This window comes from Kitasatospora sp. NBC_01300 (assembly GCF_041435235.1).
Taxonomy (GTDB): Bacteria; Actinomycetota; Actinomycetes; order Streptomycetales; family Streptomycetaceae; genus Kitasatospora.
Window position 1 is genome coordinate 1,324,356 of record NZ_CP108409.1, and the last position, 23,493, is coordinate 1,347,848.

The window sequence follows — 23,493 nt, forward strand, 5'->3', positions numbered from 1 at the left end:
TACTCGACCGGCCGGTGATCGCGTCCCATTCCTTGTGAACGAGAGGACATCGTCATGACCGACGTGTACGAGCCCCCGACGCAGGACGTGTACGAGCCCCCGATGCTGATCGAACTCGGCGACTTCGCGGACCTCACCCGGGGCTTCGACATCGGCAACCAGTCCGATGTCCACGGCTACTACCTCGCTCCCTGAGGAACCGGCCGATGAGCGGTCACCCGCGGACCTGGTTCGTGGTCCTTCCGGACACCGAAGCCGGGGCCGCGACGGCCGCGGTGTGGGGCACGGCCGAGTGCCGTGCCCTGCACCACCCCAGCGGGCGTCCCTGGATCCTCGGCCACTGGCCGGCCGACGAACCGGTCACCGTCCAGGCCGGACCGGTCGCGCTGGCCGTGTTCGGCACCTCCGACGCCGACCCGCAGCGCCTGCGCCGCCATGCCGAACGCGTTCGCGACCCGCGGGACGTGCTCGCCCTCGGCGGCGACCTCGCGGGCAGCTTCCATCTCCTCGCCACCGTGCACGGCACCGTGGCCGCGCGCGGCTCGCTGTCCGGACTGCGCCGACTCCACCTGGCCGAGGTCGACGGCGTCCCCGTGCTGTCCGACCGGGCCGACGTCCTGGCCGCTGCCGCCGGCCTCGCCCCGTCCCTCGACCGGCTCGCCCTCAGGCTCGCCGACCCGCTGCCGCACCCCGTCGACGCGCTGCCCCTGTGGCCGGGAGTCACCGCCGTGCCGCCGAACCACGCGGCCGTGCTCGCCCCCGGACGCCCCGCCCGCACCCTCGCCCACTGGCACCCGCCGGCCCCGCGGCGCGCCCGGCCCGAAGCCGCGACGGCGCTCGGCCAGGCCCTGCACCGGGCCGTCGACACCCGGACCAGGGACGGCGGGCTCATCGCCGCCGACCTCTCCGGCGGACTGGACTCCACACCCCTGTGCTTCCTGGCCGCCACCGGCCCGGCCGAACTGCTCACCGTCACCATCGGCTCCGTCGACCCCCACCACGAGGACGCCGCCTGGGCGCAGCGAGCCACGCACCACCTGCCCGGCCGGCGCCTCGTACTGGCGGCCGAGGACGTTCCCGCGATGTTCGCGGACATCGACACACCCGGACCACAGGGCGACGAACCGTTCGCCTGGACCCGGACCAGGGCCCGCGACGAAGCCGTCGCCCGGCTGCTCGCGACGCACGGCGCCCGGCTGCGGATCAGCGGCGAGGGCGGCGACGAGGTACTGCAGGCCCTGCCCGCCTACCTGCGCACCGTCGCCCCACGGCACCCGGCCACCGCCGCCCGCCACCTGCGCGGACACCGGGCCCGCCTGCGCTGGACGCTGCCGGACGCCCTGAGCGCCCTCACCGACCCCCGGCCGTACCCGGCCTGGCTCGCCCGCGCCGCCGACCGCCTCACCCACCCCGACCCGCCGCGCACCACCCAACTGCTCGGCTGGGGGATCACACCCCGGCTGCCGCCCTGGGCCACCGCCCGGACCGCCGAACTGGTACGCGAACAGCTGCGGGCCGCCCAGGGCTCGGAACCGCTGGCGCCGGAGCACGCCCAGCACCAGGCGCTGCGCATGGTCCGGCACAGCGCGGCGGCCATGCGGCAGCTGATCGACGCCACCGCCCGCGCGGGAACGCCGTACAGCGTGCCCTTCCTGGACGACCGGGTCCTGGACGCCTGCCTGGCCGCCGACCCCGCCACCCGCGGAACGCCCTTCGCGTACAAGCCGCTGCTCACCGAGGCCGTCGCGCCCGACGTGCCGGCCGACCTCCTCCGGCGCACCGGCAAGGGCGACTTCAGCCCGGACACCCACCAGGGGCTCGCCCGCCACCGCGCCGAACTCGCCGCGCTCATCGACGACAGCGCCCTCGCCCGCGCCGGACTGGTCGACCCCGACGCCCTCCGGCAGGCCTGCCTCGGGCTGTACCCGCCCGGCACCTCCTACGCGGCCCTGGACGCGACGCTCGCCTGCGAGCACTGGCTGCGCGCCCACGGGGCGAGCCCGCGCCCCGCTTCCCCGACCACCGTTCAAGGAGCTTGAATGGCCACCCGGTTGCGCCCCGACGTGACGCTCACCCCGACCGACGACGGCGCCGTCGTCCTGGACGAACGCTCCGGCCGCTACTTCCAGCTGAACCGCACCGGGCTGCTCATCCTGCAGTCCCTGCTGGAGGACCGGACCGCCGACGAGATCGCCGCCGACCTCGGCGGCCGGTTCCCGGTCACGGCGGCCCGGGCACGTTCCGACGTCGACCGGCTGCACGAGAGCCTGCGCACCGCCGGGCTGGTCACCGGATGAGCCTGCACGCGCACGCCGACCATGTGGGCCGTCCGCCCTGGCACCTGCGGCCGGCCGTGCTCGCGGCGATCGGCGCGGCCCGGCTGGTCGAACGGCTCCCCCCGGCCCGGATCCGCCGGCTGATGAGCGCACTGCGGCGCGGCGCCCGCCCCGCCGGCCGGGCCGAGGCCCTGGCCGCCCGGCAGGCCGTGGTTGCCCTCAGCATGCGCTGCGCCGGCCAGGGGTGTCTCCAACGCTCCATCGCCGCAGCGCTGTTGTGCCGCACGCGCGGCACCTGGCCGACCTGGCGCACGGGCGTGCGAACCGCCCCGTTCCGCGCCCACGCGTGGATCGAGGCCGACGGCGAACCCGTCGACGAGCCCGCCGAACTCGCCCACTTCCACCCGCTGATCACCGTCGCACCGGAACACCGGCCGGGCCCGTGACCTCGCGGCCTCGCTGGGGGCGCCGGGGTCACTTGCCGGCGGCTGCCATGGAGGTGACGGCCTCGGCGACGGTGGCGCGGTAGTTGCCCATGTGGGGGTTGAGGACGCGGGTGTCGGGGGTGAGCGGGAAGTTGTGGGTGGCGGCGAGCGGCATGTTGGTGTCGTCCTGGTCGGCGAGGACGTTGATTTCGTTGATGTCGGGGGTGGTGCCGGTGGTGGCGCCGCTGGGGTTGAGGTCGATCACGACGTAGGCGTTCTGGCCGGCGGGGACGGGGAAGCGCAGGGTGCCGCTGGCGAGCACCGGCCGGATGTTGTTGCTCTGGTCGCGGGCGGTGGAGTTGCCCAGGTTGACGCCGGGGGAGGAGCTGAGGCTGCAGGCCTTGGCACCGGTGTTGTGGACTTCGATGACCCGCTGGCTGGGCGCTCCGGGGCGTGCGGTGACGTGGATGGAGAGGTTGTTGATGTCGCAGGGGGTGGCGTCGGCGGGGGCGCTGCCGCCGCCGGGCCGGGCACTGGTGGAGGCGGACGGCGTGTGAGGCGCGCTGGTGGGGGTGTGTGACGCGGCCGCGGTGGCCGGGGCGGTCGGTGACCCGGCTGCGGGGGCCGCGCCGGTGGGGGCGGGTGTGACGGCCGCGGTGGTGGGGGAGGCCTTCGGGCCGGCGGCCTGGTCGGTGTTGTCGGGCCCGCAGGCGGTCAGGACGAGTCCGGCGCCGACGGCGAGGACGGCGGTGACGAGCAGCGGGCGACGGCGGCGGACGGACATGGTGGCTCCCCGATGACAGTGCGTGCTGGCTTGCTGGACACCCACCATGACGGTCGGTCAGCACTTTTTGGTGGCAGGCACGGCGTCACAATCACCAGGACATCGCGAGGACGGGACTGTGACAATCCATCGGGGAGCTGCGGGTTGACACGGCGCGCTCAGGCCGGTCAGAGCCAGCCGTTCTGGGCGGCCTTGATGCCGGCCTCGAAGCGGCTGCTGGCGTTGAGCCGCTCCATGATGGAGGCCATGTGGCGGCCGACGGTGCGGGAGGAGATGCCCAGGCGCTGGCCGGCGGTGTCGTCGGTGAGACCGTTGCCGAGCAGGCGCAGCAGTTCGCGCTCGGTGGCGGTGAGTCCGGTGGTGGGGTCGCCGGGGAATGCGGCGCCGAGCGGGACGGCGGTGTTCCACGCCTGCTCGTAGAGGTCGAGCAGGGCGGTGAGGATGCCGGGTTCGGTGACGTGCAGTGCGCCCTTGCGGTGGTCCTCGGGGTCGATGGGGACGAGGGCCTCGCGGCGGTCGGCGATGACGATGCGCTGGGGGATCGTGGGGGCGGTGCGGACTTCGCCGCCCTGGCTGAGCAGCCAGTGGGCGTACCCGGTGACGTGCGGCTGGTGGCGGGTCGAGTCCTGGTAGAGGGTGCGGATGGTGATGCCGCGGGCGAGCGCGCGGGCGTCGCCGGGGCGGGAGGAGTCGAGGTCCTCGGGGCGCTGGTTTCCGGGCTGGCTGCTGAGGGCTTCCGTGGTGGTGGTGCGGCTCATCTGTTCCAGGCGGTGGTGGACGGCGTCCATGCCCAGCAGGCGTTCGCCGTGGGCGGCGTGGTGCTCGGCGCGCTCGGCGACCATGCGGGTGACGGCGGCGCGGGACGCGGCGAGGGCGGCCTGGCGGGCGGCGAGGTCGGCTTCCTGGCGGGCGAGCATCTCGGCGAGGCCGACGGCCGGGTCGACGGCGCGCATCCGGCCGGGGTGGTCGGCGGAGGCGCGTACGAGCATGAGGGCGCCGAGTTCGTCGAGGCAGTCGTGGACCTGGGTGGCGGTGGTCGCGCAGCGCCCGGCTATCGCTTCGACGTCGTCGGCGGGGTGGTCGAGCAGGGCTTGGTAGACCTGCTCGGCGCGGGCCGATAGTCCAAGCGCCTGCAACATGGTGTCCCCCTTGTGTGATGATCCGTGGCCTCTCGTGGCTGTGACAGCACACGAAGCTTCATGATCCTTTCATGGGATGACACGGCCCTCAAGGTCGAATCTCCGCCCTCGAAGGCGGACCGCGTCATCTGGTTTTCGTCATGTCCATGACTGCATGTCCGGAGTCGGACAGGCCGGTTGGCGACACCCGCAAGGCCTTCCGAGCCGCCCCCCGACCGGCAAAGCTAGTGATCGCCGCCAGGACGACAGCCCCGGACGGCAGCCGGACGGAGCGTCGACCGCGGGACGCACCGATCGGAGAAATCCCTTCGTGTCAGCAACAGTTGAGGACAGTCGATCGTGATCCAGAACCGTCTCGCCAAGGCCGCCGCGGCCATCGCCATCTCGCTGGGCGCGCTGCTCGCCGCCCCCGCCGTCCTGTCGGTGAGCACCCCGGACACCGCCGTCAACGCCAGCTTCGGCTGGGGCGGCTGACCCGCGGATGGACGTCATCTACGCCGCCCTGCACCGCAGGCAGAACGCCGGGCCGGTCCCGGCCGGCGAGGCAGCTGAGGTGGCCGAGGTGGCCGAGGTGGACAAGGCAGGTGAGGCGGCCGAGGTCCGCGCCGTCCTGTGGGCCCACGCCCGCCCCGACGACGGCCTCCAGCACATCACCGTCCGAAGCGAGACCGACCGCGTCGACCTGCTCGTCTACCTCGCCAGCCGCGACCCCGCCGCCGACCAGGACACCCTGAGCCGGGCCCACGTCCTGATCGCCCGAGGCCACCAGGCCTCACCCCTGATGCGCCGGCGCTACCAGCCGCCGGCGCTCCCCGGCTGCTGAGACCACACCGCCGCTGAACACACCGCGGCAGAACACGCCGCTACTGAGCACACCGCGACTGAACCCGCACCACCGCTGCGTCCGCACCACCGCTGCGCCCGCACGACGCTGTCCGGCATCCGATGCCGTCACGCACTCGCAACCCGCAACCAGCAAGAGGAGTTCCGCCATGCCTTCGTCCACGCTGCCCAGGCTCGCCCACGTCGCCCTCGCTGCCTCCCTCGCCGCTTCCGGTGCGATAGCCGCGACGGCCGTCACCGCCACCGCGGCCCACGCGGCCACCGCCGCCGTCTCGGCCTCGTCCTCGATCGACGGCAAGGTGACCCGCAGTGAGGTCATCCAGCGGGCGCAGTACTGGCTGGGCAAGTCGATCCCCTACAGCCAGGGCAGCTGGTACGCGGATTCCAGCGGCCGCAACTACCGTACGGACTGCTCGGGTTACGTCTCCATGGCCTGGCACCTGGGCGCCAGCCCCAACACCCAGGGCATCGCGGACTCCTACACCTACGAGATCCCGCGCAGCGAGCTCAAGGCCGGCGACGTCCTCAACAGCTACTACAACCACGTCCTGATCTTCGAGAAGTGGGACAACGCGGCCCACAGCACCTTCTCCTACTACTCCTTCGGTTCCACCCCGGTGAAGCACGTCACCGGCGCCTCCATCAACGGCACCCTCGACTCGCACCCCAACAGCGAGTACAAGGCCCTGCGCTACAAGAACATCGTCGACGACTCGAAGACGCGCTCCACCGCGGGTGTGTACCGCTCGGGTGAGTCGGTGTTCTACATCAGCAACGCCAGTGGTGGGTTGGCTGGTTACTCGGGTTTCGGGGCGAGTGGTGATGTGCCGCTGACGGGGGACTGGGACGGTAAGAACGGTGACACGTTCGGTGTGTACCGTCCTTCGGACCAGACGTTCTACCTGTCGAACGACAACGGGTCGGTGGCGCAGGCGCGCAAGTTCGGCAACCCGGGTGATGTGCCGGTGACGGGGGACTGGGACGGCGACGGGACGGACACCATCGGTGTGTACCGTCCTTCGGACCAGACGTTCTATCTCTCCAACGACAACGCCACGGTGTCGTACGCCGTGAAGATGGGGAATCCGGACGACAAGCCGATCGTGGGTGACTGGGACGGCGACGGCAAGGACACCGTCGGTGTGTACCGTCCTTCGGACCAGACGTTCTACCTCACCGACTCCACCACTTCTGGTTCGGTGGATCACAAGGTGATGTTCGGCAACCCGGGTGATGTGCCGATCAAGGGTGACTGGGACGGCTCGGGCACCGACAAGGTGGGTGTGTACCGGCCCGACACCTCCGACTTCTTCGGTGCGGCCAAGGACTCCGGGACGGTCATCTACAGCGCCCGCTTCGGCAACCCCGGCGACACCCCGATCACCGGCGGCTGGTGACCGGCGCCGCCGCACCCGTACAACGCCTTCCGGCATCCGATGCGATGCCGTCTCGAACTCGCAAACCAGCAACGCGTACCCGCAGCCGGCAAGAGGAGTTCCGCCATGCCTTCGTCCACGCTGTCCAGGCTCGCCCACGTCGCCCTCGCCGCCTCCCTCGCGGCCTCCGGCGCGATAGTCGCGACCGCCGTCACCACCACGGCGGCCCACGCGGCCACGGCCACCATCACCGCCGCTGTCTCCGCCTCGTCCTCGATCGACGGCAAGGTGACCCGTAGCGAGGTCATCCAGCGGGCGCAGTACTGGCTGGGCAAGTCGATCCCCTACAGCCAGGGCGGCTCGTACCCGGATTCCAGCGGCCGCAACTACCGTACGGACTGCTCGGGTTACGTCTCCATGGCCTGGCACCTGGGTGCCAGTCCCAACCCCAACACCCAGGGCATCGCGGACTCCTACACCTACGAGATCCCGCGCAGCGAGCTCAAGGCCGGAGACGTCCTCAACAGCTACTACAACCACGTCCTCCTCTTCGAGAAGTGGGACGACGCCGCGCACACCACCTTCTCGTACTACTCCTTCGGGTCCACCTCGGTGAAGCACGTCACCGGCGCCTCCATCAACGGCACCCTCGACTCGCACCCCAACAACGAGTACAAGGCCCTGCGCTACAAGAACATCGTCGACGACGTCCAGACCCGGGCCACGAAGGCCGGCGTGTACCACCCGTCCACGCAGACCTTCTACGAAGGCGACAACGCGGGCTCCACGCTGGGCTCGGCGAAGTTCGGCAACGCGGGCTGGACCCGCTGGTGGGCGACTGGAACAACGACGGCGTCGCCAGCGTCGGCGCGTACGACCCGGCCACCGCGACGTTCTACCTCAGCAACGACAACAGCACCGCCGCCGTGACCGCGAAGTTCGGGAACCCGGGTTGGATCCCGCTGGTCGGTGACTGGAACAAGGACGGCAAGGACAGCATCGGCGCGTACGACCCGGCGACCCAGACCTTCTACGAGAGCAACGACAACAGCACCGTCGCGGGCTCGGTGAAGTTCGGCAACGCGGGCTGGACCCCGCTGGTCGGTGACTGGAACAACGACGGCGTCACCAGCATCGGCGCGTACGACCCGAACACCCAGACCTTCTACCTCAGCAACGACAACAGCACCACCGCCACCAGCTTCGTCTACGGCAGCCCCGGCGACGTCCCGATCGCCGGCCGCTGGTAGTCCGCCCCCAACCCACACGAAAGGAAGTCAGTCGAGCATGCCTGAGAACAAGTCGACCGCCCGTCAGACCGGTCACACCCGTCGTACCCGCTCGCTCGCCGCTGTCGCCCTGGGGGCGGCCGTCCTGTCCGTCGCCTCCCAGGCACCGGCCCAAGCCGCCTCGGTGGCCACCTGGGACAAGGTCGCCCAGTGCGAGAGCACCGGAAACTGGAGCATCAACACCAACAACGGCAACTACGGCGGCCTGCAGATCACACTGCCCACCTGGAAGGCCTACGGCGGCCTGGCCTACGCCTCCCGGCCCGACCTCGCCTCCAAGAAGCAGCAGATCCTCGTAGCGGAGAAGATCCTCGCCGGCCAGGGCCCCGGCGCCTGGCCCAGCTGCAACGCGGGCCTGAGCACCGACCACGCCAAGCCGTACTCGGACCGGATCGGCGCGTACGACCCGGCCACCGCCACCTTCTACGAGAGCAACGACAACAGCACGGTCGCGGGCTCGGTGAAGTTCGGCAACGCGGGCTGGATCCCGCTGGTGGGCGACTGGAACGGCGACGGTGTCACCAGCGTCGGCGCGTACGACCCGGCCACTGCCACGTTCTACCTCAGCAACGACAACAGCACCGTCGCGGGCTCGGTGAAGTTCGGCAACCCGGGGTGGACCCCGCTGGTCGGTGACTGGAACGGCGACGGCGTCACCAGCATCGGCGCGTACGACCCGAACACCCAGACCTTCTACCTCAGCAACGACAACAGCACCACCGCCGTGACCACCAAGTTCGGCAACCCCGGCTGGAAGCCCCTCGTCGGCGACTGGAACGGCTCCGGCAAGGACAGCATCGGCGGCTACGACCCGGCCACCGCGACGTTCTACCTCAGCAACGACAACAGCACCGCCGCCGTGACCACGACGTTCGGCAACCCGGGCTGGATCCCCCTCAAGGGAAGCTGGTAACCGCTCCCGACCGGCTCACCCGGACGCGACCCGGGGCTGACGGCGGGCCTTGAGGACCGTGGCCTGACAACGCCGCACACACCGGGCGGCGGCCTGCACCACTGGGTGCGGGCCGCCGCTTTTGGCGCGAGACTGGACGGTCAGACAAGGGAGGGCACCGATGTTGACCGATACGTCGACCAGCGCCGGCAGGGCGGTCCTGCTCCACGACCGGTACCCCACGCTGGAAGAACTCGCCGACACAGCACACCTGCTGGCCGCCAGACACCCGGAACTCTGCCGCGTGCGCACCGTCGGGACATCCCGCGCCGGCCGGCCGCTGGTGCTCCTGACGATCGGCCGCGCCACCGCCACCGCCGACGTGCTGATCGTGACGGGCGCGCACGCCGACGAGTTCTCCGGCCGCGCCGGCATCGTGGAACTGGCCCACCGCGTCCTCGCGCGGCCGTCCCTGCACCAGGCGGTGACCTGGAACTTCCTGCTCTGCCTCGACCCCGACGGGGCACGCCTCGCAGCGGTCGGCGCCGGCACCCGAAGCCTGCCCGAGTACTTCGAGCACTACTTCCGTCCCGCCGCCGAGGAACAGCCCGAGTGGGCGCCGGCGATCGGCGGGAGACTTCCCGAGAGCCGGATCCTCCTCGACCTGATCGACGACCTCCGGCCGTCCCTCCAGTTCTCCCTCCACAGCGCCGACGTCGGCGGGACCTTCCTCCAGTCGACCTGCGATCCGGCCGGCCTCGCCGAGCCGTTCGCAACCTCCGCCGCCGGACTCGGGATCCCGGTCGAGACCGGCCCCTACGACGCCTTCTGGCTGCGCGAAGCGGGCCCGGGCGTCTTCATGATGGCGCCGCACCACATCGACCAGCAGGAAAGCAGCACCGGAATGCTGGCGCCACCTCACGCCGACCGACCTCACCTCGACCAACCTCACCCCGCCCAGCCCCAGCAGGCGACAGGAGGTGTCCGCGCCACCACCTGGTTCGCCCCCCAGCGCTACGGCGGCGAGACGGTCATCGTCGAGACGCCGGCCTGGGCCAGCGCCCACCTCGGGGACACCCGCCCGGCCGACGACCCCCACGCGCGCCTGACCGCCTGCGCCGACCAGGTCCGGGAACGAGGCCGCCTGCTCACCGACCTGCTGGACGAAGCTCTGCCCCACCTGGACGACACCGCCCTGCTCCGGGCCGCGCGCACGCCGCTGACGGCAGCGCGACAACTGGCCCACGAATGGGACCCGCGGGCCGCCGGACAGCGCCTCCTCCACCCGACGCCCATGACGGAGGCGAAGCTCGTCGGCATCGAACTGTGGGCCCACCGCATCCCGGTCCGCGCGGCCGCACTGCTCCGCCGCGCCGCCGAGGCGGCCAAGGCCCCCACCACACCGGCCACCGCCCGACTCGACCACCTCCTCCAGACCTGGTGCGCCCAGTACCAGCGGCGCTTCCAGCCGACCTGGCTCCCCGTCGCCCGCCAGGCAGAGCACCAGGCGAACACCGTCCAGGCCGCCGTGGCGCTCAGCCACCCGACGATGCCCGGCGCCCGGCCCGATCGGTAGAGCACTCTGTCTCTTCGGCACCGTGGTTGCGGCCGCTGGCCGAAGCCGCCTCAGAACTCCTAACGAAATGACCTCCGAGGCGGTTGGAGCACCCCGGGAGCGTTGATCCGGGGGTGCGGGATGGCCCGACCGAAGCCGTGAAACGTCGATGACGAGTTGTGGGTAGTGGTCGAGCCACTGCTGTCCAAGGTCGAGCGTCGGGTTCGGCATCCCGGGCACAAGCGGCATCCGGACCAGCGGCAATCGCAACGACGTCACCCAGCTCATCCCACTATTCGATGTCGTGCCGCCGGTACGCGGCAGGCGCGGACGCCCCCAGACGTTGCCCGGAGATCGTGCTCGGCGACCGCGGCTATGAACACGACAAGGACCGCCGCCTCGTCCGGGCCCTCGGGGTGAAGCCGGTGATCGCCCGACGCGCTACCTCTCACGGCTCCGGACTCGGCACTCAACGCCGGCTCGTAGACCGCTGGTTCGCCCACTTGCGCTGGTCTCGCCGTCTGCGGATCCGCTGGGAGATCCGCGACGCATCTACGAAGCCTTCCTCACTCTCGGATGCGCACTCATCTGCCGGCGGCAGCTTGTCTTCCTACCTCGACAGCATCGGAACCCAGTGATCCATCACCTGGCGCAGACGCTGGCGATGGTCGGCGATCCAGTCGTCCGGCGGGACGAGCGGGACCCGCACAGTGACCATGGATCTGGACTCGTCCTCTACGACCACTTCCGGACAGTCACGCTCGCCGGTGAGCTGGATGAAGATGGACGGCCCTCTGCTCATCTCCATCCACGCAACGTCCTCGCCGGCGTCGAGCCGGTCCAGTGCGTCGGTCCAGCTCTCCAGCTTCGAAACGGACAACACCAGGTCGATGCGGCCGGACACGAAGGGCGTCTTGACGACGATCTCGGCGTCGAGCCCGGCGGACCACCTGAGGTTACGTCCCAGAACGTTGACCGTGACGCTGTTCCCCTCGTCATCAGCGAGGTGGATGAGCTCCCTCGGTGACCTGTCGCCCATTGCTGCCCTTTCGTCGGCGAGTACGAGATCCAGCTCCAGGTGGAGAGCTTGGGCATTACGGACGCCGGTGAAGTCGATGGCCATCGGCCGTTCCTGGTCTCGCTCATGGGGCCTGGTGTCGGCGACGAGTCGATCTTCGAGGCTGAGCACCCCGACGAGGTCGATCAGGAAGCTCTCATCGGCTTCACACCAACGCATGCGGTCGATGTCATCGCTCTTGCCAACGAGCCGATCGACCACATCGCGACCGCCTTGCTGACCGTGGCAATTATGGATGTGATCGGGGGTGTCGCCAACGCCGAGTTGGCCCAGGGGCAGAGAGCGATCGTGGACGGCCTTCCGGGGATGGTCGCCACGACGACGGGTACCTGGCCGTGGCCGGCTGTGTATGGCTCCGCAGAATTCCTCAGGGCATGGTCAAAGCAATCCGGATTCCGGCTACTCACGTGATCCGCGAGTTCTTTGATCAGCTCAGGATGCGAGCAGAACATGTTTCCGCAGGAGGGCGAAGCCAGCCCGGCCTCTTGCGGAAACGAGTCCTGCTGACATCCTGACCACCTTCTGGGTGGCTGATGTCGCTCTCAGAGGGTGTTCGATAGGGTAATCCCCCCAACTGTCCGGCTTTCGCGGGCTCGGCACGGACGCTGTTCCAGGATCCTGTAGCGGCCGGGCCCGTGTCAGCGGTATGGATCGACTGTGACGGAACGACGCCGGTACCCCTCGGACCTGAAGGACGATCAGTGGCAGCTCGTGGAGCCGATGCTGCTGCGCTGGAGGTCGGCTCGCGCCGAAGGGCGCGAGCCGACCACCGAACTGCGTGAAGTGGTCAACGCGATCCTCTACGTCGCGCGGACCGGCATCGCCTGGCGCTATCTGCCGCACGACTTCCCGCCCCACACCACCGTCTACGGCTACTTCAAGGAGTGGGAGCGCGACGGCACCACCGAGCAGATCCACGACACGCTCCGTGACCAGTTGCGGGCGAAGAAGGGCCGTCGGATCCTGCCGAGCGCCGCGGTCATCGACGCCCAGTCGGTGAAGGCCTCGCCGAACGCCCCAGCGGAGAGCCAGGGCTACGACGGCGGGAAACGGGTCAAGGGCCGCAAGCGCCACATCGCCACCGACACCCTGGGCCTGCTCCTGGTGCTGATCGTCACTGCCGCGGGTGTCCAGGACTCCGCCGGCGGCAAACAGGTCCTGGACACCCTCGCCTCCAGGTGGCCCACGGTGACCAAAGCGTGGGTGGACGCCGGCTACAACAACGCCGTCGTCAGGTACGGTGCCGCTCTGTCCATCGACGTCGAGGTTGTCGCCCGCGACAAGGAGCAGAAGGGCTTCGTCGTCCAGCCGATCCGCTGGCGGGTCGAGCAGACCTTCGGGATCATGTCCCGGTACCGGCGGCTCCATCGCGACTACGAGGAACTGCCGGAGCGGTCACGCTCGATGATCCACTGGGCCATGGTCAACTCCATGACCACTCGCCTGACCGCCAGCCCCGACAAAATCGGGCAATACCTCCGCCCGAAATCGCCTGCGGAAGCCTAAATCGGTATCGAACGCCCTCTCAGAAGCCTCGCACAGGGTGCTCGGAAGACGTCTGGAGCAGGTCGGCGGGGATCCGTTCGACGGCGATGGCGATCGCTTCGGCGGCTGTGGTGACGTGGTGGAGGGCGGGGCCGTTCCAGCACTCTCTGATGGTGTAGTCGCCGGCTCCGTGGGGTGACCCGATGGAGACGAAGGACGGGGTGTACGGGCCGTCAGGCTTCTCGGCGAAACCCAGAGCCCAGTGGCTGGTGTAGGGGTAGAGCCTGCGGAGCTTCGGTTCGGCGTGGGCGGACTCGACGAGCGCCTGGTACTGCGGCCAGTCGGCGCGATCGGCCTCCTTCAGCAGCCACTGCCACTCCGAGGCGATGACGTCGGCGGGGTTGTTGTCGGGCACCTCGAAACGACCGGTCAGGAGGTCGAAGGTCGCGGTCTTCCTGATCTCGTCGAGGCTGGCCCCCTCGGCCCAGCCTCGGATCACCTGGGGAAGTTCGCGTATGTCTTCGGTGCTGCCGCAGATCATGAGTCTGTCGTTGGACGAGCCCCAGAAGGCCCAGGTCCGCTCGTGATGCCACGCCGCGACGTAGGACGAGTGTCGATGCGGGACGACACTGGTGATCGTGGCATGACGCAGTGGATCGGACGAGGTGACGACCAGGGGGAGGGACATGCCTTGGGCCGCAGCTTCGGCTTGGAGTGCTGCGGCCAGGCTGCCGTGGGCGGCCACGTCCGGGTAGAGGACGGCTGGGTTTGGTTCGCGGCTCATGACGTTCCGATCCTCATGCCGGTGTGGTGCGCGGGGTCGGCCATCATAGGTGGCTGGAAGGGAGGCGGAAAACGGGCTCTGGCGCTGATCTTGTGACGCTGCCGATGTCAGTGACAGCGGTGATTATGGCTCGCGTGTTCTTCGCGGAGCTTCGAGGTGCTGTTCCCTCATCTCGCTGGTGTCGTGGTGGAGTTGGTCGAGCGGGCTGTGGCCGGGGCGGTCACGATGCATGCGCGAGCCCGCTCGGCGGGTGCGGACTGTCCGCACTGCGGTAGTGCGTCGGACCGGGTGCACGGCCGGCACATGCGACGGCTCGCGGATGCCGCGGTCGGTGGTACCAGCGTGGTGATCGAGCTGCTGGTTCGGCGGTTCAAGTGCCCGAACCCGGCGTGTCGGGCGGTGACGTTCGCCGAGCAGATCACGGGGCTGACCAGCCCGCATGCCCGGTACACCCCACTGGCGCGTGAGCAGTTGACCTCGATCGCTCTCGCGTTGGCCGGACGCGCGGGCGCCCGTCTGGCCGGGGTATTGGGCCTGCGTGTAGCCAAGGACACCCTGTTACGCCTGGTCCGTGCCACGCCGGAAGGTCCCGTCGGACAGATCCGCGTGCTCGGTGTCGACGATTTCGCGCTACGCAAGGGCGACTCGTACGCCACGATCCTGGTGGACCTGGAGGCACGCCGCCCGGTGGACGTGCTGCCCGGCCGGGATGCCGAACCGCTGGCCGCCTGGCTGAAGGGCCATCCGGAAGTGGAGATCATATGTAGGGACCGGGCCGGGGCTTATGCCGAGGGCGCCCGCGGCGGAGCCCCGCAAGCGGTGCAGGTCGCCGACGCCTGGCATCTGTGGCACAACCTCGGCGAGGCCGTGGATAAGACCGTCTCCTCCCGCCACGTCTGCGTCCGGACCGTATTCGAGAATGGCGTACCGGCTGCCTCACCGACCAGCGACGACATCTGGCTGACGCCCCCTCAGTCGGCACCGGATGCGGGGATGCTCGACGTCTGCGGACGAGAACGCCGCCTGGTGACCCGGACCAAGGAACGCCACACCGCCGTGCGACACCTCCGGGAGGGCGGCAGCACGCTGGAGAACATCTGCCGAACACTGCAGCTGGACCGGTCCACCGTGCGCCGCTTCGCGCGCGCCACCAGCATTGACGAACTGCTGGTCAAAGCGACGAACTGCTCCACCATCCTGGACGAGTACAAGCCCTACCTCCACCAGCGGTGGAACGAGGGCTGTCACAACACGGCCGAGCTCCACCAGGAGATCGTCACCCTGGGCTTCGCCGGAAGCATCCAGACCGTCCGCCGCTACCTCCGCCCCTTCGAGGCCACCACCGCCGCACCACCCGTGCCCCGCCCGGCTCCACGGCCCCGCCGCATCGTCCGCTGGATCATGATCGACCCCGCAAACCTGACAGCCGATGATGCCGTCGACCTTAAGGAGATCCAGGCCGGCTGCCCCGAACTCGACGCCGTCACCCACCACGTCCGCGACTTCGCCGCCATGATGCGCGACCTGCGGCGCGACCGACTGCCCGCCTGGATGGAACGCGTCCTCGCCGACGACCTGCCCGCCCTGCACTCCCTCGTCAATGGACTGAGCCGCGACATCGACGCCGTCACGGCCGGGCTCTGGAGCTCTGGACAGGTCGAGGGGCAGGTCACAAGGGTGAAACTGCTCAAAAGGCAAGGATTCGGACGAGCCAACCTTGACTTCCTCCGCAAGCGTGCACTCTTGATGCCCTGACCCGACTACGTCACAGGATCGGCGCTGATCTTGTGACGGCCCGGATGTCGACCTGGGCCGGCACCCGGCAGCTGAGCCGCAGCTCGCTGGCATGATGGGAAGTCAGGCGTAGTCAGCAGTGGGTTGGGCAAGTCTGGGGCCACCCGTGTGTGGGGTCCGAATGTAGTCCTCGGGAGGCTTGGGAAGGATCTGCAGGCAGGCTGCGGAGCAGGCGTTGACCAGGAGCGGCAAGACGTCGGTGGCAACCCGCAGCGAAATCCATGCCTGGTGGATCTTGGTTCCCTCCAGCGACCGGTCACACGCGCTGCACCTTCGGAGTGCCGTAGCACCCCATTCTCCGGGGTCGACGTCGTCGAGGTTGAGGTCTGCGGTCTCCACGCCGCCAGGTTGGAGCGGGGGGAACGGTGGGCGGAGCTTCTCGTTGCCGTACAGAGCGCGTGTGCTCACAGTGCTGCGTTTCAGGCTCGGGCACCTGATCAGCTCGTACGGGAACCAGTGCAGTCGGTAGGAGGTGTACGGGGTAAATTCCTGCAGGCTGCTCATGGCACCGATCTCCGGAGGGATCCGAACCAGATTGCTGCCGTAGAGGATGAACTGCTTGACGGCGGTGAGCTTCGCGATGCTGGGCGGCAGGGTGACGATCTGACGTCGCTCTCGGGGACTCATCTCCACCAACGGCCGAAACACCTCCCGTCCGTCGGCGGCGGCTTCCTCGATCAGCGCCAGGAGATGCTGCCAGGCCGGCGAAGATGTGTCCTGACGCTCACTGTGGAAGCCCACCCGTCGCCGGTTGCTCACCCGGCCCTGGTCGAAGCACGTGCAGACGTCCCGGTAGGACTCGCTGCTGCCCGGGACCGAATTCGCCGTGTTGCCCCACCGATTGGTGTGCGATGCCGGCTCTGCTTCATTCGCCATGGCACCAAAGATACGAAGACGCGGGCGAGACGGATCAGTGGGGCCTGCGGCTTGGCCCGATCACAAGATCAGCGCCAGAGCCCGGAACTCCCCAGCCGCCGCGGCGGCCGGCAGCGTGACCCCGCCACCGACACGGCCATCATCGATGCGGTCCTCGGCATGGTCGCCTCGGGCGCCACCCTCAGCGGCCTGTCGCTGGTGACCATCGCCAAGCAGGCCGGTGTCTCGCGCAACAGCGTCTACCGGCGCTGGAAGACCAAGGACGAGCTCTACCTCGACGTGCTGGAGACGATCAACGAACCGCGGCCCTTGCCGGCCGACGCCGATGCCGACGCCGATGTCGACGCCGACACCCGCGCCGACCTCGCGGTCCTTCTCCGGGCCCTGGCCGAGCGCGTCGTCGACGAACGGGCCAGCAGCATGCTGCGCGCTCTCAACGCCGAGGCCGCAACCTTCCCGCGGCTGCACAGCCGCTACTTCGAGGAGATCGTCGCTCCCCGCCGGAATGCCATGAACCATGTCCTGCGACGCGGCGTGGAACGAGGCGAGATCCGCCCCGACATCGACCTCGACCTGGTCTCCGAACTGCTCGTGTCCCCCCTCCTCGCCCGCATGGCATCGGGCAGCACCGACCAGCTGGACCCGGAACGGGCGAGCCGGCGGATCATCGACCTCGTCCTCGACGGTGCGGCGCCCGCGCCGAACTGAGGAGAGGAGCGGACTGGGCCGCGGCCTCCGCCACGTCGGCACCGCCTCCGCGTACGCACGGGCGCGCTCGTCCGGCGCCGCGCCGCTCACCGGCGTCGGGTGCCGCCGGGCCCGGGTGAGGCATTGCGTGTCAACTCCCTTGCTGACATCCTCAGTTGGCCGCGCCGGTCCCGGCGGTCGGGCAGAACCTGCACCACGGGCGCGGCTCGTGCGGCTCGCGTGGCTCGCGTGGCTTGTGGGGTCCGTTCGGTTCGCGCGGCTTCGCGGTGGGGCGGTGGGCGCGGCAGCAACTACGGGGGGCGGCGGTGGTGCGTGCGCGGGGAGGCGGCGTGTGGGGTGTGGCAGCGCGGGTGGCGGTGCGCGCGGTGGCGGGGCTGCTGGCGGTGGCGCTCCTGACCGGGGCGGTGTGGTTGGCCTGGTGGCTGAGCGCGGAGCGGATCGGCGCGGCCATGGGGCTGGGCCCGCCGGACGGCGTGGTGCTGGTGGACCACTGTTACGAGGTGTCCGACAGCGAGGGCAACAGCGACGGCACCGACTGCCAGGGGCAGTTCACGCCGGTCGGCGCCTCCGCCGACGAGGCCCGCCCGATCGTGGTGAGCGGCACGGCCGGCAAGCACCGGGCCGGCACCCGGCTCCCGGTGCGGCTGGTGCGGGGCGTGGCCTACGAGCCGTCGTCGGCGCCCGCCGTGAAGTACGGCATCGGCGCGGGCATGGCCCTCGTCATGGGCGCGGTGCCGGCCGGCTGGCTGCTGGTCGGTGTCCGGCGTGGTGAGGCCCCGGAGTTCATGACCCTGGTGGTCGGTCTCCTCATCGGGTTTACGGCCGTGGTGGTCCTGGGCATCGTGGTCGGTTTGCTCGCAGGCCTGGTCGAACTGGCGCTCTGAGCGGAGCCGGCGGGTGTCCCGTCCCGCCGAAGGCCGGGCCCGCGCCCCGGTGGTCGGTGCCCCGTCGGAGTGTTCTCCTCGGAGGCCATGGCGCGCGGGCCGTGGTCATTCGCCTCGCGTACGGGGCCGGGCCGTCGACGTGGTGCTCACCTGACGATGTCGCCGTCCGGCACGTCCTGGACGGTGACCTGCCCGCGCTTGCCGCCCAGGATCCTGGCCACCGCGTCACCGATCGCCTTCGCGTCGCCCGTCGGCTCGGGGACCGACCCGTCGGTGTACCGCTCGATGGCCTTCTGGAGGTACGAGGGGTTCCAGGCCCCGACGGCCCCGCTGACGTCGACGGACGCCACCCGTCGGCCACCGACGGCACGCTTGATGGCCGGCAGGACCTCGTCCGAGTAGTACTTCCCCGGGACCTGGAACAGGCTGACATGGCCGCCGACCTTGCCGCCGTCCCGCAGGTAGACGGTGACGACCAGGCAGCTGGTCACCGATGGGTAGGTGATCGTCCCGTGCGGACCCACCTCGCCGACCTCGCCCTCCGTGATCGAGAGGGTGGTCGCGGGCGCGCCGGCCTTGTCGAACGCGGCCCTGACGGAGTTGACGGCGTTGCCGGAGTCGACCGCCTCGGTGGGGCCCGGGCCGTACGCCGACTTGGCGGCCCCCGGCCTACCGGCCGACGCTGCATCGCCCCCGCCTGCCGCGCAGGCCGCCAACACCAGTGCCGCGCCGACGGCCAGCCCGACCCGTCCCACGCACCGCTCGGACACCACGAACCTCATGACCCCACACCCCACGAATCCGGTCTGCACACACCCGCGCACGCACGCGGCGACACATGCTCCCGAGTACGAACGATCTCGTCAACCCGACCCCCGACACCCGGCACCCGACCCCGGGCACCTGACACCCGTCAGTCGGCCGGGGGAGGGGGAGTCGGCTCCGATCGCCGCCGGATCAGGCGTCGGGGGAGCCGGTGATCCACCGCAGGACGTCCTCGGCGACCTCCACCGGGGCACGGTCGGAGCTGCTGAAGGCCGTGGGGACGAGTCCGCGCAGTTCGTCGGCGTCCTGGAGCGCTTCCTCGACCTGCTCCGCGCTCCAGCCGCGGGCGGCCAACCGGACGCGGCGGTCGTGGTCCGTGCAGTCCAGCCGCGCCCAGACGACCTCCGGGGCGTCCGGCACATCGGCCGCGGCGGCCTCCCACTCGGCCGGGGTGAGGGGACAGGAGACGAGGACAGGCCCGCCTCCCCGCGCGAGCATGCCCGCGATCCGCACCCACAGGCGGTTGTAGTCGGGCCAGATGCCGGACGCGTCCGGGGAGGTGATGTCGATACCGAGCAACCGACCGTCCTCGTCGGGCAGTTCGTCGAAGTCGACCACCGTGACGGCCCGTTCCCGCAGCCGGCCCAGAAGTGTCGACTTGCCCGCCCCCGATGCCCCGGTGATCAACCGCACCACAGACCTGACCATGACGATTCCAGCCCCGCTTCCGTCGATGACCGGTACCCCGGATCCCGAGTGCCCAGGCGACCATATAGTGGGATACCTGCCCCTCGTCCCCCATGATCCGGCCGCGAGCCGCCCCCGGTGTCGCAACACGCTTGTCCTGTCGGCGAGTTCGCGTTGATCCGGCGACGAACCGGTCGGGGGCAAATCACCGATCGGGCTGCGCGTCGCGACCGGGCTGACGGAGACTGGTGCGCGGCACGGGGGCGGGGAAGCGGCGTGCCATCGGCTCGGCGGTGCCTCCGTGACGTCAACGAGAGACAGGAGCTGCACACCCATGAGCAAGCGCACCTCTCGCACAGTCGCGGCGGCCGTCGCCGCCGTCACGGCCGCGGCCCTGGCCGTGGGTTCGGCACCGGTGGCGGCCGCCGATCCCTACCCCGGGGGTATCTCGGTCGGGTCGCCGCCCATCGAGCCCGGTACCTACTCCAGTGAGCTCAAGGCGGCCAACGGCAACGGGGACAGCGTCTCCTTCGTCATCGTGGGGGACCTCGCCCATAACGACAACATCAGGACGTACATGTTGCTTTGGAGGGCGGACTGGTCGACCGAATCACTCACACTGCTGCCGGGGGACGCCGGTGGCAGTCCGGTCGGGATCAACAACGCCCGTACCGTGGTGGGGACTTCCGCCGCGCAGGTCGGGGGCCGGCAGCACGCGGTGCGATGGACTTCCCCGTCCACGCCGACCGAAATGCTTCCGCTGCCCGGCGACACGACGGCGGCTCCTGCCGCGATCGGTGACAACGGCACCGCGGTGGGGTCCTCCTGGGGCGCGGCGGGCGCGGCGGACACGAAGCACGCCGTCGCGTGGCCGGCGAGCGGTGCACCCGTCGCCCTGCCGCCGCTGCCGGGCGACACCGAGAGCGAGGCCGTCGCCGTCAACAGCTCGGGTACGGCGGTCGGCTACTCGTACCCGGCCGGCGGTCTCGCCTCCCGTCGGGCGGTGGCGTGGAGCCCCGACGGGACCGTCACCGCGTTCGACGTGCCGGCGGGGTACGTGACCAGCAGCGCGGCCCGCATCACCGACTCCGGCGTGGTGATCGGGGCCGGCCGGCCGGGCGGTGAGCCGAGCGTGGACCACGCCCTCGTCTGGAACGCCGCCGGCGCCGTCTCCGACCTGGGTGCGGGCAGCCAGGCGACGGCCGTGAACAACGCGGGCACGGTGGTGGGCGGCCTGGGAGGACAGGCAGCGCGCTGGGCCGTCGACGGCACGCCTCTGCCGCTCGCGCCGACCACGGTCACGAGCGTCGCCACCGGCATCAACGACCAGGGCGTCGTCGTCGGGTACACCAGCGACCCGTGGCCGGCCCGCGCCCAGCTCCACGCGCAGCGCTGGAACCCCGACGGGTCCGTCATCGCGCTTCCCGAGTGGTCGAAGGACTTCCCGTACTCCATGCCGCTCTTCGTCACCAACAGCGGAATCGTCCTGGGTGAACTCCTCCTCCGAGGCCTCGCGGGCTACGGCAAGCCGTTGACCATCCGCTGGACCATGTAGCCCCTGCACGGCCCCGTGCCTGTCCGACCCGACCCGACCCGAACCGCGTCGGGTCGGATAGGGCACGGGGTGTCACCCCGCCACCGGAGGAGCGCGTATCGGTGGGATGACCGATGTGCGAGGGGCGGAGGCACGGCCATAGTCCTCGGGAGAGTGTTTCCGGGCGGCCGTGGTGCGCCCGGTCTTCGAAAGGGGCCTTTCTGTGCACACGTATGCGGACCTGGTGTTCCTCGACGGACACGTGGTTACGGTCGACGCGGAGTTCTCCGTCGCCTCGGCCCTGGCGGTGACCGGCGGGCTCATCAGTGCCGTCGGCGGGCGCGAGGACGTCGCACCGCTCATCGGACCGGGCACCCGGGTCGTCGATCTGCGGGGGGCGACACTGCTTCCCGGCATCAACGACTCGCATCTGCACGGATGCGCCTTCGGCACGGCGTCGCCGCCGCTCTCCCTCCACCTCGGCCACCCCGCCGTGTCCTCTCTCGCGGACGTGGCCGAGGCGGTGCGGGAGGCCGTCGGCCGGGTCCCGGACGGGCAGTGGATCACAGGGCACGGCTGGGACACCGGCTACCTCGACGAGTGCGTCGCCGACCCGTCGCGGCTGCCCTCGCCACGCTCGCCCGGCTCGGCGTGACCAGCTACACCGAGCCCGGGCTCGGCCCCGGCGGCGACGGTATCATGCGGGGCGCGCTCGGCACGGAGACCCTCGACGTCTACCGCCGGCTGCTGGCCGACGGCGAACTGACCGCCCGCGTCGGCGTCCTGCTCCTGCCCACCGGAATGGCCGGCACCACCGAGGAGTTCACCCGCGGCCTCGCCGCGCTCACGGCCCGCGACGTACCCGGCGCACCCTTCGAGCCCGCCGTCTCCGGCGGCGCCGACCCGCGCCGCCTCGCGATCCACGGAGTCAAGGTCTTCGCCGACGGTGTCGTGCCCAACAAGACGGCCTGGATGCGCGAGCCGTACGTCGGCTGCGGCTCGCTGTGCGTCGGCGGTCGCAGCGACACCGAGCGCAGCGCCGAGATCGCCGCCATCATCCGCCACGCCCACGCCGCCGGGCACCAGATGGGCGTCCACGTCACCGGCGACCGGGCCATCGACACCGTCGCGGACGCCTTCGCCGCGGCCATGGCCGAGCACCCGCGGTCCGACGCCCGCCACTACGTCATCCACGGCGACTTCCTCACCGCGTACGGCATGAAGGTGCTGGCCGCGCACGGCTTCGGCGTCAACATGAACCCCACCATCAAGTGGACCGCCGCCGACATGGAGGAGGACTTCGTCGGCGCCGAGCGAGCCGCCTACGCCTGGCCCTACCGCGACGCCATCGACGCCGGGGTGCGGGTCGCGAGCGGGTCGGACGCCCCGGTCACGTTCCCGGACTGGCGCCAGGGCGTGGCGACCATGGTGCTGCGCGAGTCGAAGGCCGACGGCCGGGTCAGTGGTCCCGAGCAGCGCATCGGCCTGGCCGAGGCGATCCGCACCTACACCATCGACGCGGTCTGGGAGGACTTCGCCGACGACTGGAAGGGCTCCCTGGAGGTGGGCAAGGCCGCCGACCTCTGCGTGCTGGACGGGGACCTGCTCGCCGCCGATGCCCACGACATCCCGGCGATGCCCGTCGTCCTGACCGTCATGGACGGGCAGATCGTGCACGACACCCTGCGCGATTGACGCGACCCGGGCACATGATCATCCTTGGACGATGCCAACACAGCGCGGCGGCGCGGACATCCTGCAGGCGGCCCTGCGTGTGCGCGAGGCCGCCAGGAGCGCCACGAGCGGTGCGGGCGGCGTCGACGCGGTCCTGGCGGCGCTGTCGGAGGATGGAGTACGACCACGCCTCCCTGACCAGGTGGGATCCGCTGCGCCGACGCCACACCACCCTGGCCGGGAGCTACCCGGACGACGCCACGGCCTACATCGAGACCCGCCTGCACCACGACCCGGTGTACCCGGTGCTCCGTAGGCCGGTCCGGGGCGCCCTGTGGCTCGGAGACGTTCCCGGGCGGCTCCTGGCGGCATCCCCGGGTTTCCGGGAGGTGCTGCGCCCCCTCGGCATCGAGGACGGCGTGGCCCAGTGCCTCTTCGCCGCCGACGGCCGGTACGTCGGCATGCTGAACGTCAGCACCCGCGGGCCGCGGCGCGGGCCCGATCCGGCGCGCGCCAAGCTTGACCTGCCCAACCGCGCGGCCGCGGCCGCCCGGGCCGCGGCCTGGGGCATCGGCCCCTCCCACTGGCCCGGCCCCACCAGCCCGAACCGCCTCACCCACCCCCCCCAGACGCACACGTCCTCCC

Annotated in this window: 24 protein-coding genes and 2 pseudogenes; 19 read left to right on the plus strand and 7 right to left on the minus strand. The window is 70.7% G+C overall.

All coding sequences use genetic code 11. The features are described 5' to 3' along the window. Nucleotides 1-54: 54 nt before the first annotated feature. Genes OG556_RS39215 through OG556_RS39230 form a run of 4 tightly spaced genes read left to right on the plus strand, consistent with a single transcriptional unit; the run spans nt 55 to nt 2,722 of the window. Nucleotides 55-195 (plus strand): lasso RiPP family leader peptide-containing protein, encoded by a 141-nt coding sequence (locus OG556_RS39215; RefSeq protein WP_331745180.1) that lies wholly within the window; start codon nt 55-57, stop codon nt 193-195. Between the two features lie 11 nt (nt 196-206). Next, nucleotides 207-2,039 carry an asparagine synthase-related protein gene (locus OG556_RS39220; protein ID WP_331745181.1) on the plus strand — a complete coding sequence of 611 codons (1,833 nt, stop codon included), beginning with the start codon at nt 207-209 and terminating at the stop codon, nt 2,037-2,039. Beyond that, nucleotides 2,040-2,297 (plus strand): lasso peptide biosynthesis PqqD family chaperone, encoded by a 258-nt coding sequence (locus OG556_RS39225; protein WP_331745182.1) that lies wholly within the window; start codon nt 2,040-2,042, stop codon nt 2,295-2,297. Next, nucleotides 2,294-2,722 (plus strand): lasso peptide biosynthesis B2 protein, encoded by a 429-nt coding sequence (locus OG556_RS39230; RefSeq protein ID WP_331745183.1) that lies wholly within the window; start codon nt 2,294-2,296, stop codon nt 2,720-2,722. Before OG556_RS39225 ends, OG556_RS39230 begins: the two co-directional genes overlap by 4 nt. A gap of 28 nt (nt 2,723-2,750) precedes the next feature. Here the strand turns inward: OG556_RS39230 and OG556_RS39235 are convergent, their stop codons facing one another. Together OG556_RS39235 and OG556_RS39240 are read right to left on the minus strand one after the other, a co-directional pair. Then, complete coding sequence (locus OG556_RS39235) at nt 2,751-3,485, minus strand: DUF4232 domain-containing protein (RefSeq protein ID WP_331745184.1); 735 nt, start codon at nt 3,483-3,485, stop codon at nt 2,751-2,753. A gap of 167 nt (nt 3,486-3,652) precedes the next feature. Further along, entirely contained in the window at nt 3,653-4,624 is a 972-nt protein-coding gene (locus OG556_RS39240) for a helix-turn-helix transcriptional regulator (protein ID WP_331745185.1), read from the minus strand. Between the two features lie 339 nt (nt 4,625-4,963). On the opposite strand from OG556_RS39240, the gene OG556_RS39245 reads away from it, so the two are divergent. The 8 genes and pseudogenes from OG556_RS39245 to OG556_RS39280 form a co-directional block, all read left to right on the plus strand. Beyond that, nucleotides 4,964-5,098, plus strand: coding sequence for a hypothetical protein (locus OG556_RS39245; RefSeq protein WP_331745187.1), 135 nt, complete (start codon nt 4,964-4,966; stop codon nt 5,096-5,098). Between the two features lie 7 nt (nt 5,099-5,105). Next, on the plus strand, nt 5,106-5,447 hold the full coding sequence (locus OG556_RS39250; protein WP_331745188.1) for a hypothetical protein: 342 nt from the start codon (nt 5,106-5,108) through the stop codon (nt 5,445-5,447). Nucleotides 5,448-5,616: 169 nt separating this feature from the next. Then, on the plus strand, nt 5,617-6,864 hold the full coding sequence (locus OG556_RS39255; RefSeq protein WP_331745190.1) for a hypothetical protein: 1,248 nt from the start codon (nt 5,617-5,619) through the stop codon (nt 6,862-6,864). Between the two features lie 105 nt (nt 6,865-6,969). Then, complete coding sequence (locus OG556_RS39260) at nt 6,970-7,773, plus strand: hypothetical protein (RefSeq protein ID WP_331745191.1); 804 nt, start codon at nt 6,970-6,972, stop codon at nt 7,771-7,773. After that, the gene (locus tag OG556_RS39265; RefSeq protein ID WP_371523147.1) at nt 7,770-8,093 is read left to right on the plus strand and encodes a hypothetical protein; all 324 of its coding nucleotides are present in this window, start codon (nt 7,770-7,772) and stop codon (nt 8,091-8,093) included. The genes OG556_RS39260 and OG556_RS39265 overlap by 4 nt, the downstream gene beginning before the upstream one ends. 37 nt (nt 8,094-8,130) lie before the next feature. Continuing rightward, on the plus strand, nt 8,131-9,045 hold the full coding sequence (locus OG556_RS39270; protein ID WP_331745193.1) for a transglycosylase family protein: 915 nt from the start codon (nt 8,131-8,133) through the stop codon (nt 9,043-9,045). A gap of 160 nt (nt 9,046-9,205) precedes the next feature. Then, nucleotides 9,206-10,600, plus strand: coding sequence for a M14 family zinc carboxypeptidase (locus OG556_RS39275; RefSeq protein WP_331745196.1), 1,395 nt, complete (start codon nt 9,206-9,208; stop codon nt 10,598-10,600). A gap of 232 nt (nt 10,601-10,832) precedes the next feature. Then, nucleotides 10,833-11,183, plus strand: a pseudogene (locus tag OG556_RS39280) (transposase); the annotation flags it as partial. A gap of 6 nt (nt 11,184-11,189) precedes the next feature. Here OG556_RS39280 and OG556_RS39285 read toward each other — a convergent pair. After that, nucleotides 11,190-11,702, minus strand: a complete 513-nt coding sequence (locus OG556_RS39285; RefSeq protein WP_331745197.1) for a DUF5959 family protein — start codon at nt 11,700-11,702, stop codon at nt 11,190-11,192. Between OG556_RS39285 and OG556_RS39290 the strand changes: the two genes are divergently transcribed. Together OG556_RS39290 and OG556_RS39295 are read left to right on the plus strand one after the other, a co-directional pair. After that, a complete protein-coding gene (locus tag OG556_RS39290) occupies nt 11,667-12,068 on the plus strand; it encodes a DUF6368 family protein (protein ID WP_331745199.1) in 402 nt (133 codons plus the stop codon). The genes OG556_RS39285 and OG556_RS39290 overlap by 36 nt on opposite strands. A gap of 246 nt (nt 12,069-12,314) precedes the next feature. After that, nucleotides 12,315-13,163 carry an IS5 family transposase gene (locus tag OG556_RS39295; protein WP_331745200.1) on the plus strand — a complete coding sequence of 283 codons (849 nt, stop codon included), beginning with the start codon at nt 12,315-12,317 and terminating at the stop codon, nt 13,161-13,163. A gap of 19 nt (nt 13,164-13,182) precedes the next feature. On the opposite strand, the gene OG556_RS39300 is transcribed toward OG556_RS39295, so the two are convergent. Then, nucleotides 13,183-13,926: a DUF6193 family natural product biosynthesis protein gene (locus OG556_RS39300; RefSeq protein ID WP_331745201.1), complete on the minus strand. Its 744-nt coding sequence runs from the start codon at nt 13,924-13,926 to the stop codon at nt 13,183-13,185. Between the two features lie 207 nt (nt 13,927-14,133). On the opposite strand from OG556_RS39300, the gene OG556_RS39305 reads away from it, so the two are divergent. Continuing rightward, nucleotides 14,134-15,681 carry an ISL3 family transposase gene (locus tag OG556_RS39305; RefSeq protein WP_331745498.1) on the plus strand — a complete coding sequence of 516 codons (1,548 nt, stop codon included), beginning with the start codon at nt 14,134-14,136 and terminating at the stop codon, nt 15,679-15,681. Nucleotides 15,682-15,783: 102 nt separating this feature from the next. On the opposite strand, the gene OG556_RS39310 is transcribed toward OG556_RS39305, so the two are convergent. Beyond that, a complete protein-coding gene (locus OG556_RS39310; RefSeq protein ID WP_331745203.1) occupies nt 15,784-16,596 on the minus strand; it encodes a leucine-rich repeat domain-containing protein in 813 nt (270 codons plus the stop codon). 159 nt (nt 16,597-16,755) lie between these two features. Between OG556_RS39310 and OG556_RS39315 the strand changes: the two genes are divergently transcribed. Together OG556_RS39315 and OG556_RS39320 are read left to right on the plus strand one after the other, a co-directional pair. Beyond that, nucleotides 16,756-17,304 (plus strand): TetR/AcrR family transcriptional regulator, encoded by a 549-nt coding sequence (locus tag OG556_RS39315; protein WP_371523150.1) that lies wholly within the window; start codon nt 16,756-16,758, stop codon nt 17,302-17,304. A 329-nt stretch (nt 17,305-17,633) separates the two neighbouring features. Continuing rightward, entirely contained in the window at nt 17,634-18,188 is a 555-nt protein-coding gene (locus tag OG556_RS39320) for a hypothetical protein (RefSeq protein ID WP_331745206.1), read from the plus strand. A 146-nt stretch (nt 18,189-18,334) separates the two neighbouring features. Here OG556_RS39320 and OG556_RS39325 read toward each other — a convergent pair whose 3' ends face one another. Both OG556_RS39325 and OG556_RS39330 read right to left on the minus strand, forming a co-directional pair. Beyond that, the gene (locus OG556_RS39325) at nt 18,335-18,970 is read right to left on the minus strand and encodes a hypothetical protein (RefSeq protein WP_331745208.1); all 636 of its coding nucleotides are present in this window, start codon (nt 18,968-18,970) and stop codon (nt 18,335-18,337) included. A 175-nt stretch (nt 18,971-19,145) separates the two neighbouring features. Next, nucleotides 19,146-19,661 carry an AAA family ATPase gene (locus OG556_RS39330; RefSeq protein WP_331745210.1) on the minus strand — a complete coding sequence of 172 codons (516 nt, stop codon included), beginning with the start codon at nt 19,659-19,661 and terminating at the stop codon, nt 19,146-19,148. A gap of 313 nt (nt 19,662-19,974) precedes the next feature. Here OG556_RS39330 and OG556_RS39335 point away from each other — a divergent pair, with 313 nt between their 5' ends. Together OG556_RS39335 and OG556_RS39340 are read left to right on the plus strand one after the other, a co-directional pair. Then, complete coding sequence (locus tag OG556_RS39335) at nt 19,975-21,195, plus strand: hypothetical protein (protein WP_331745212.1); 1,221 nt, start codon at nt 19,975-19,977, stop codon at nt 21,193-21,195. A gap of 202 nt (nt 21,196-21,397) precedes the next feature. Then, a pseudogene (locus OG556_RS39340) lies at nt 21,398-22,869 on the plus strand (amidohydrolase). Nucleotides 22,870-23,493 lie beyond the last annotated feature (624 nt).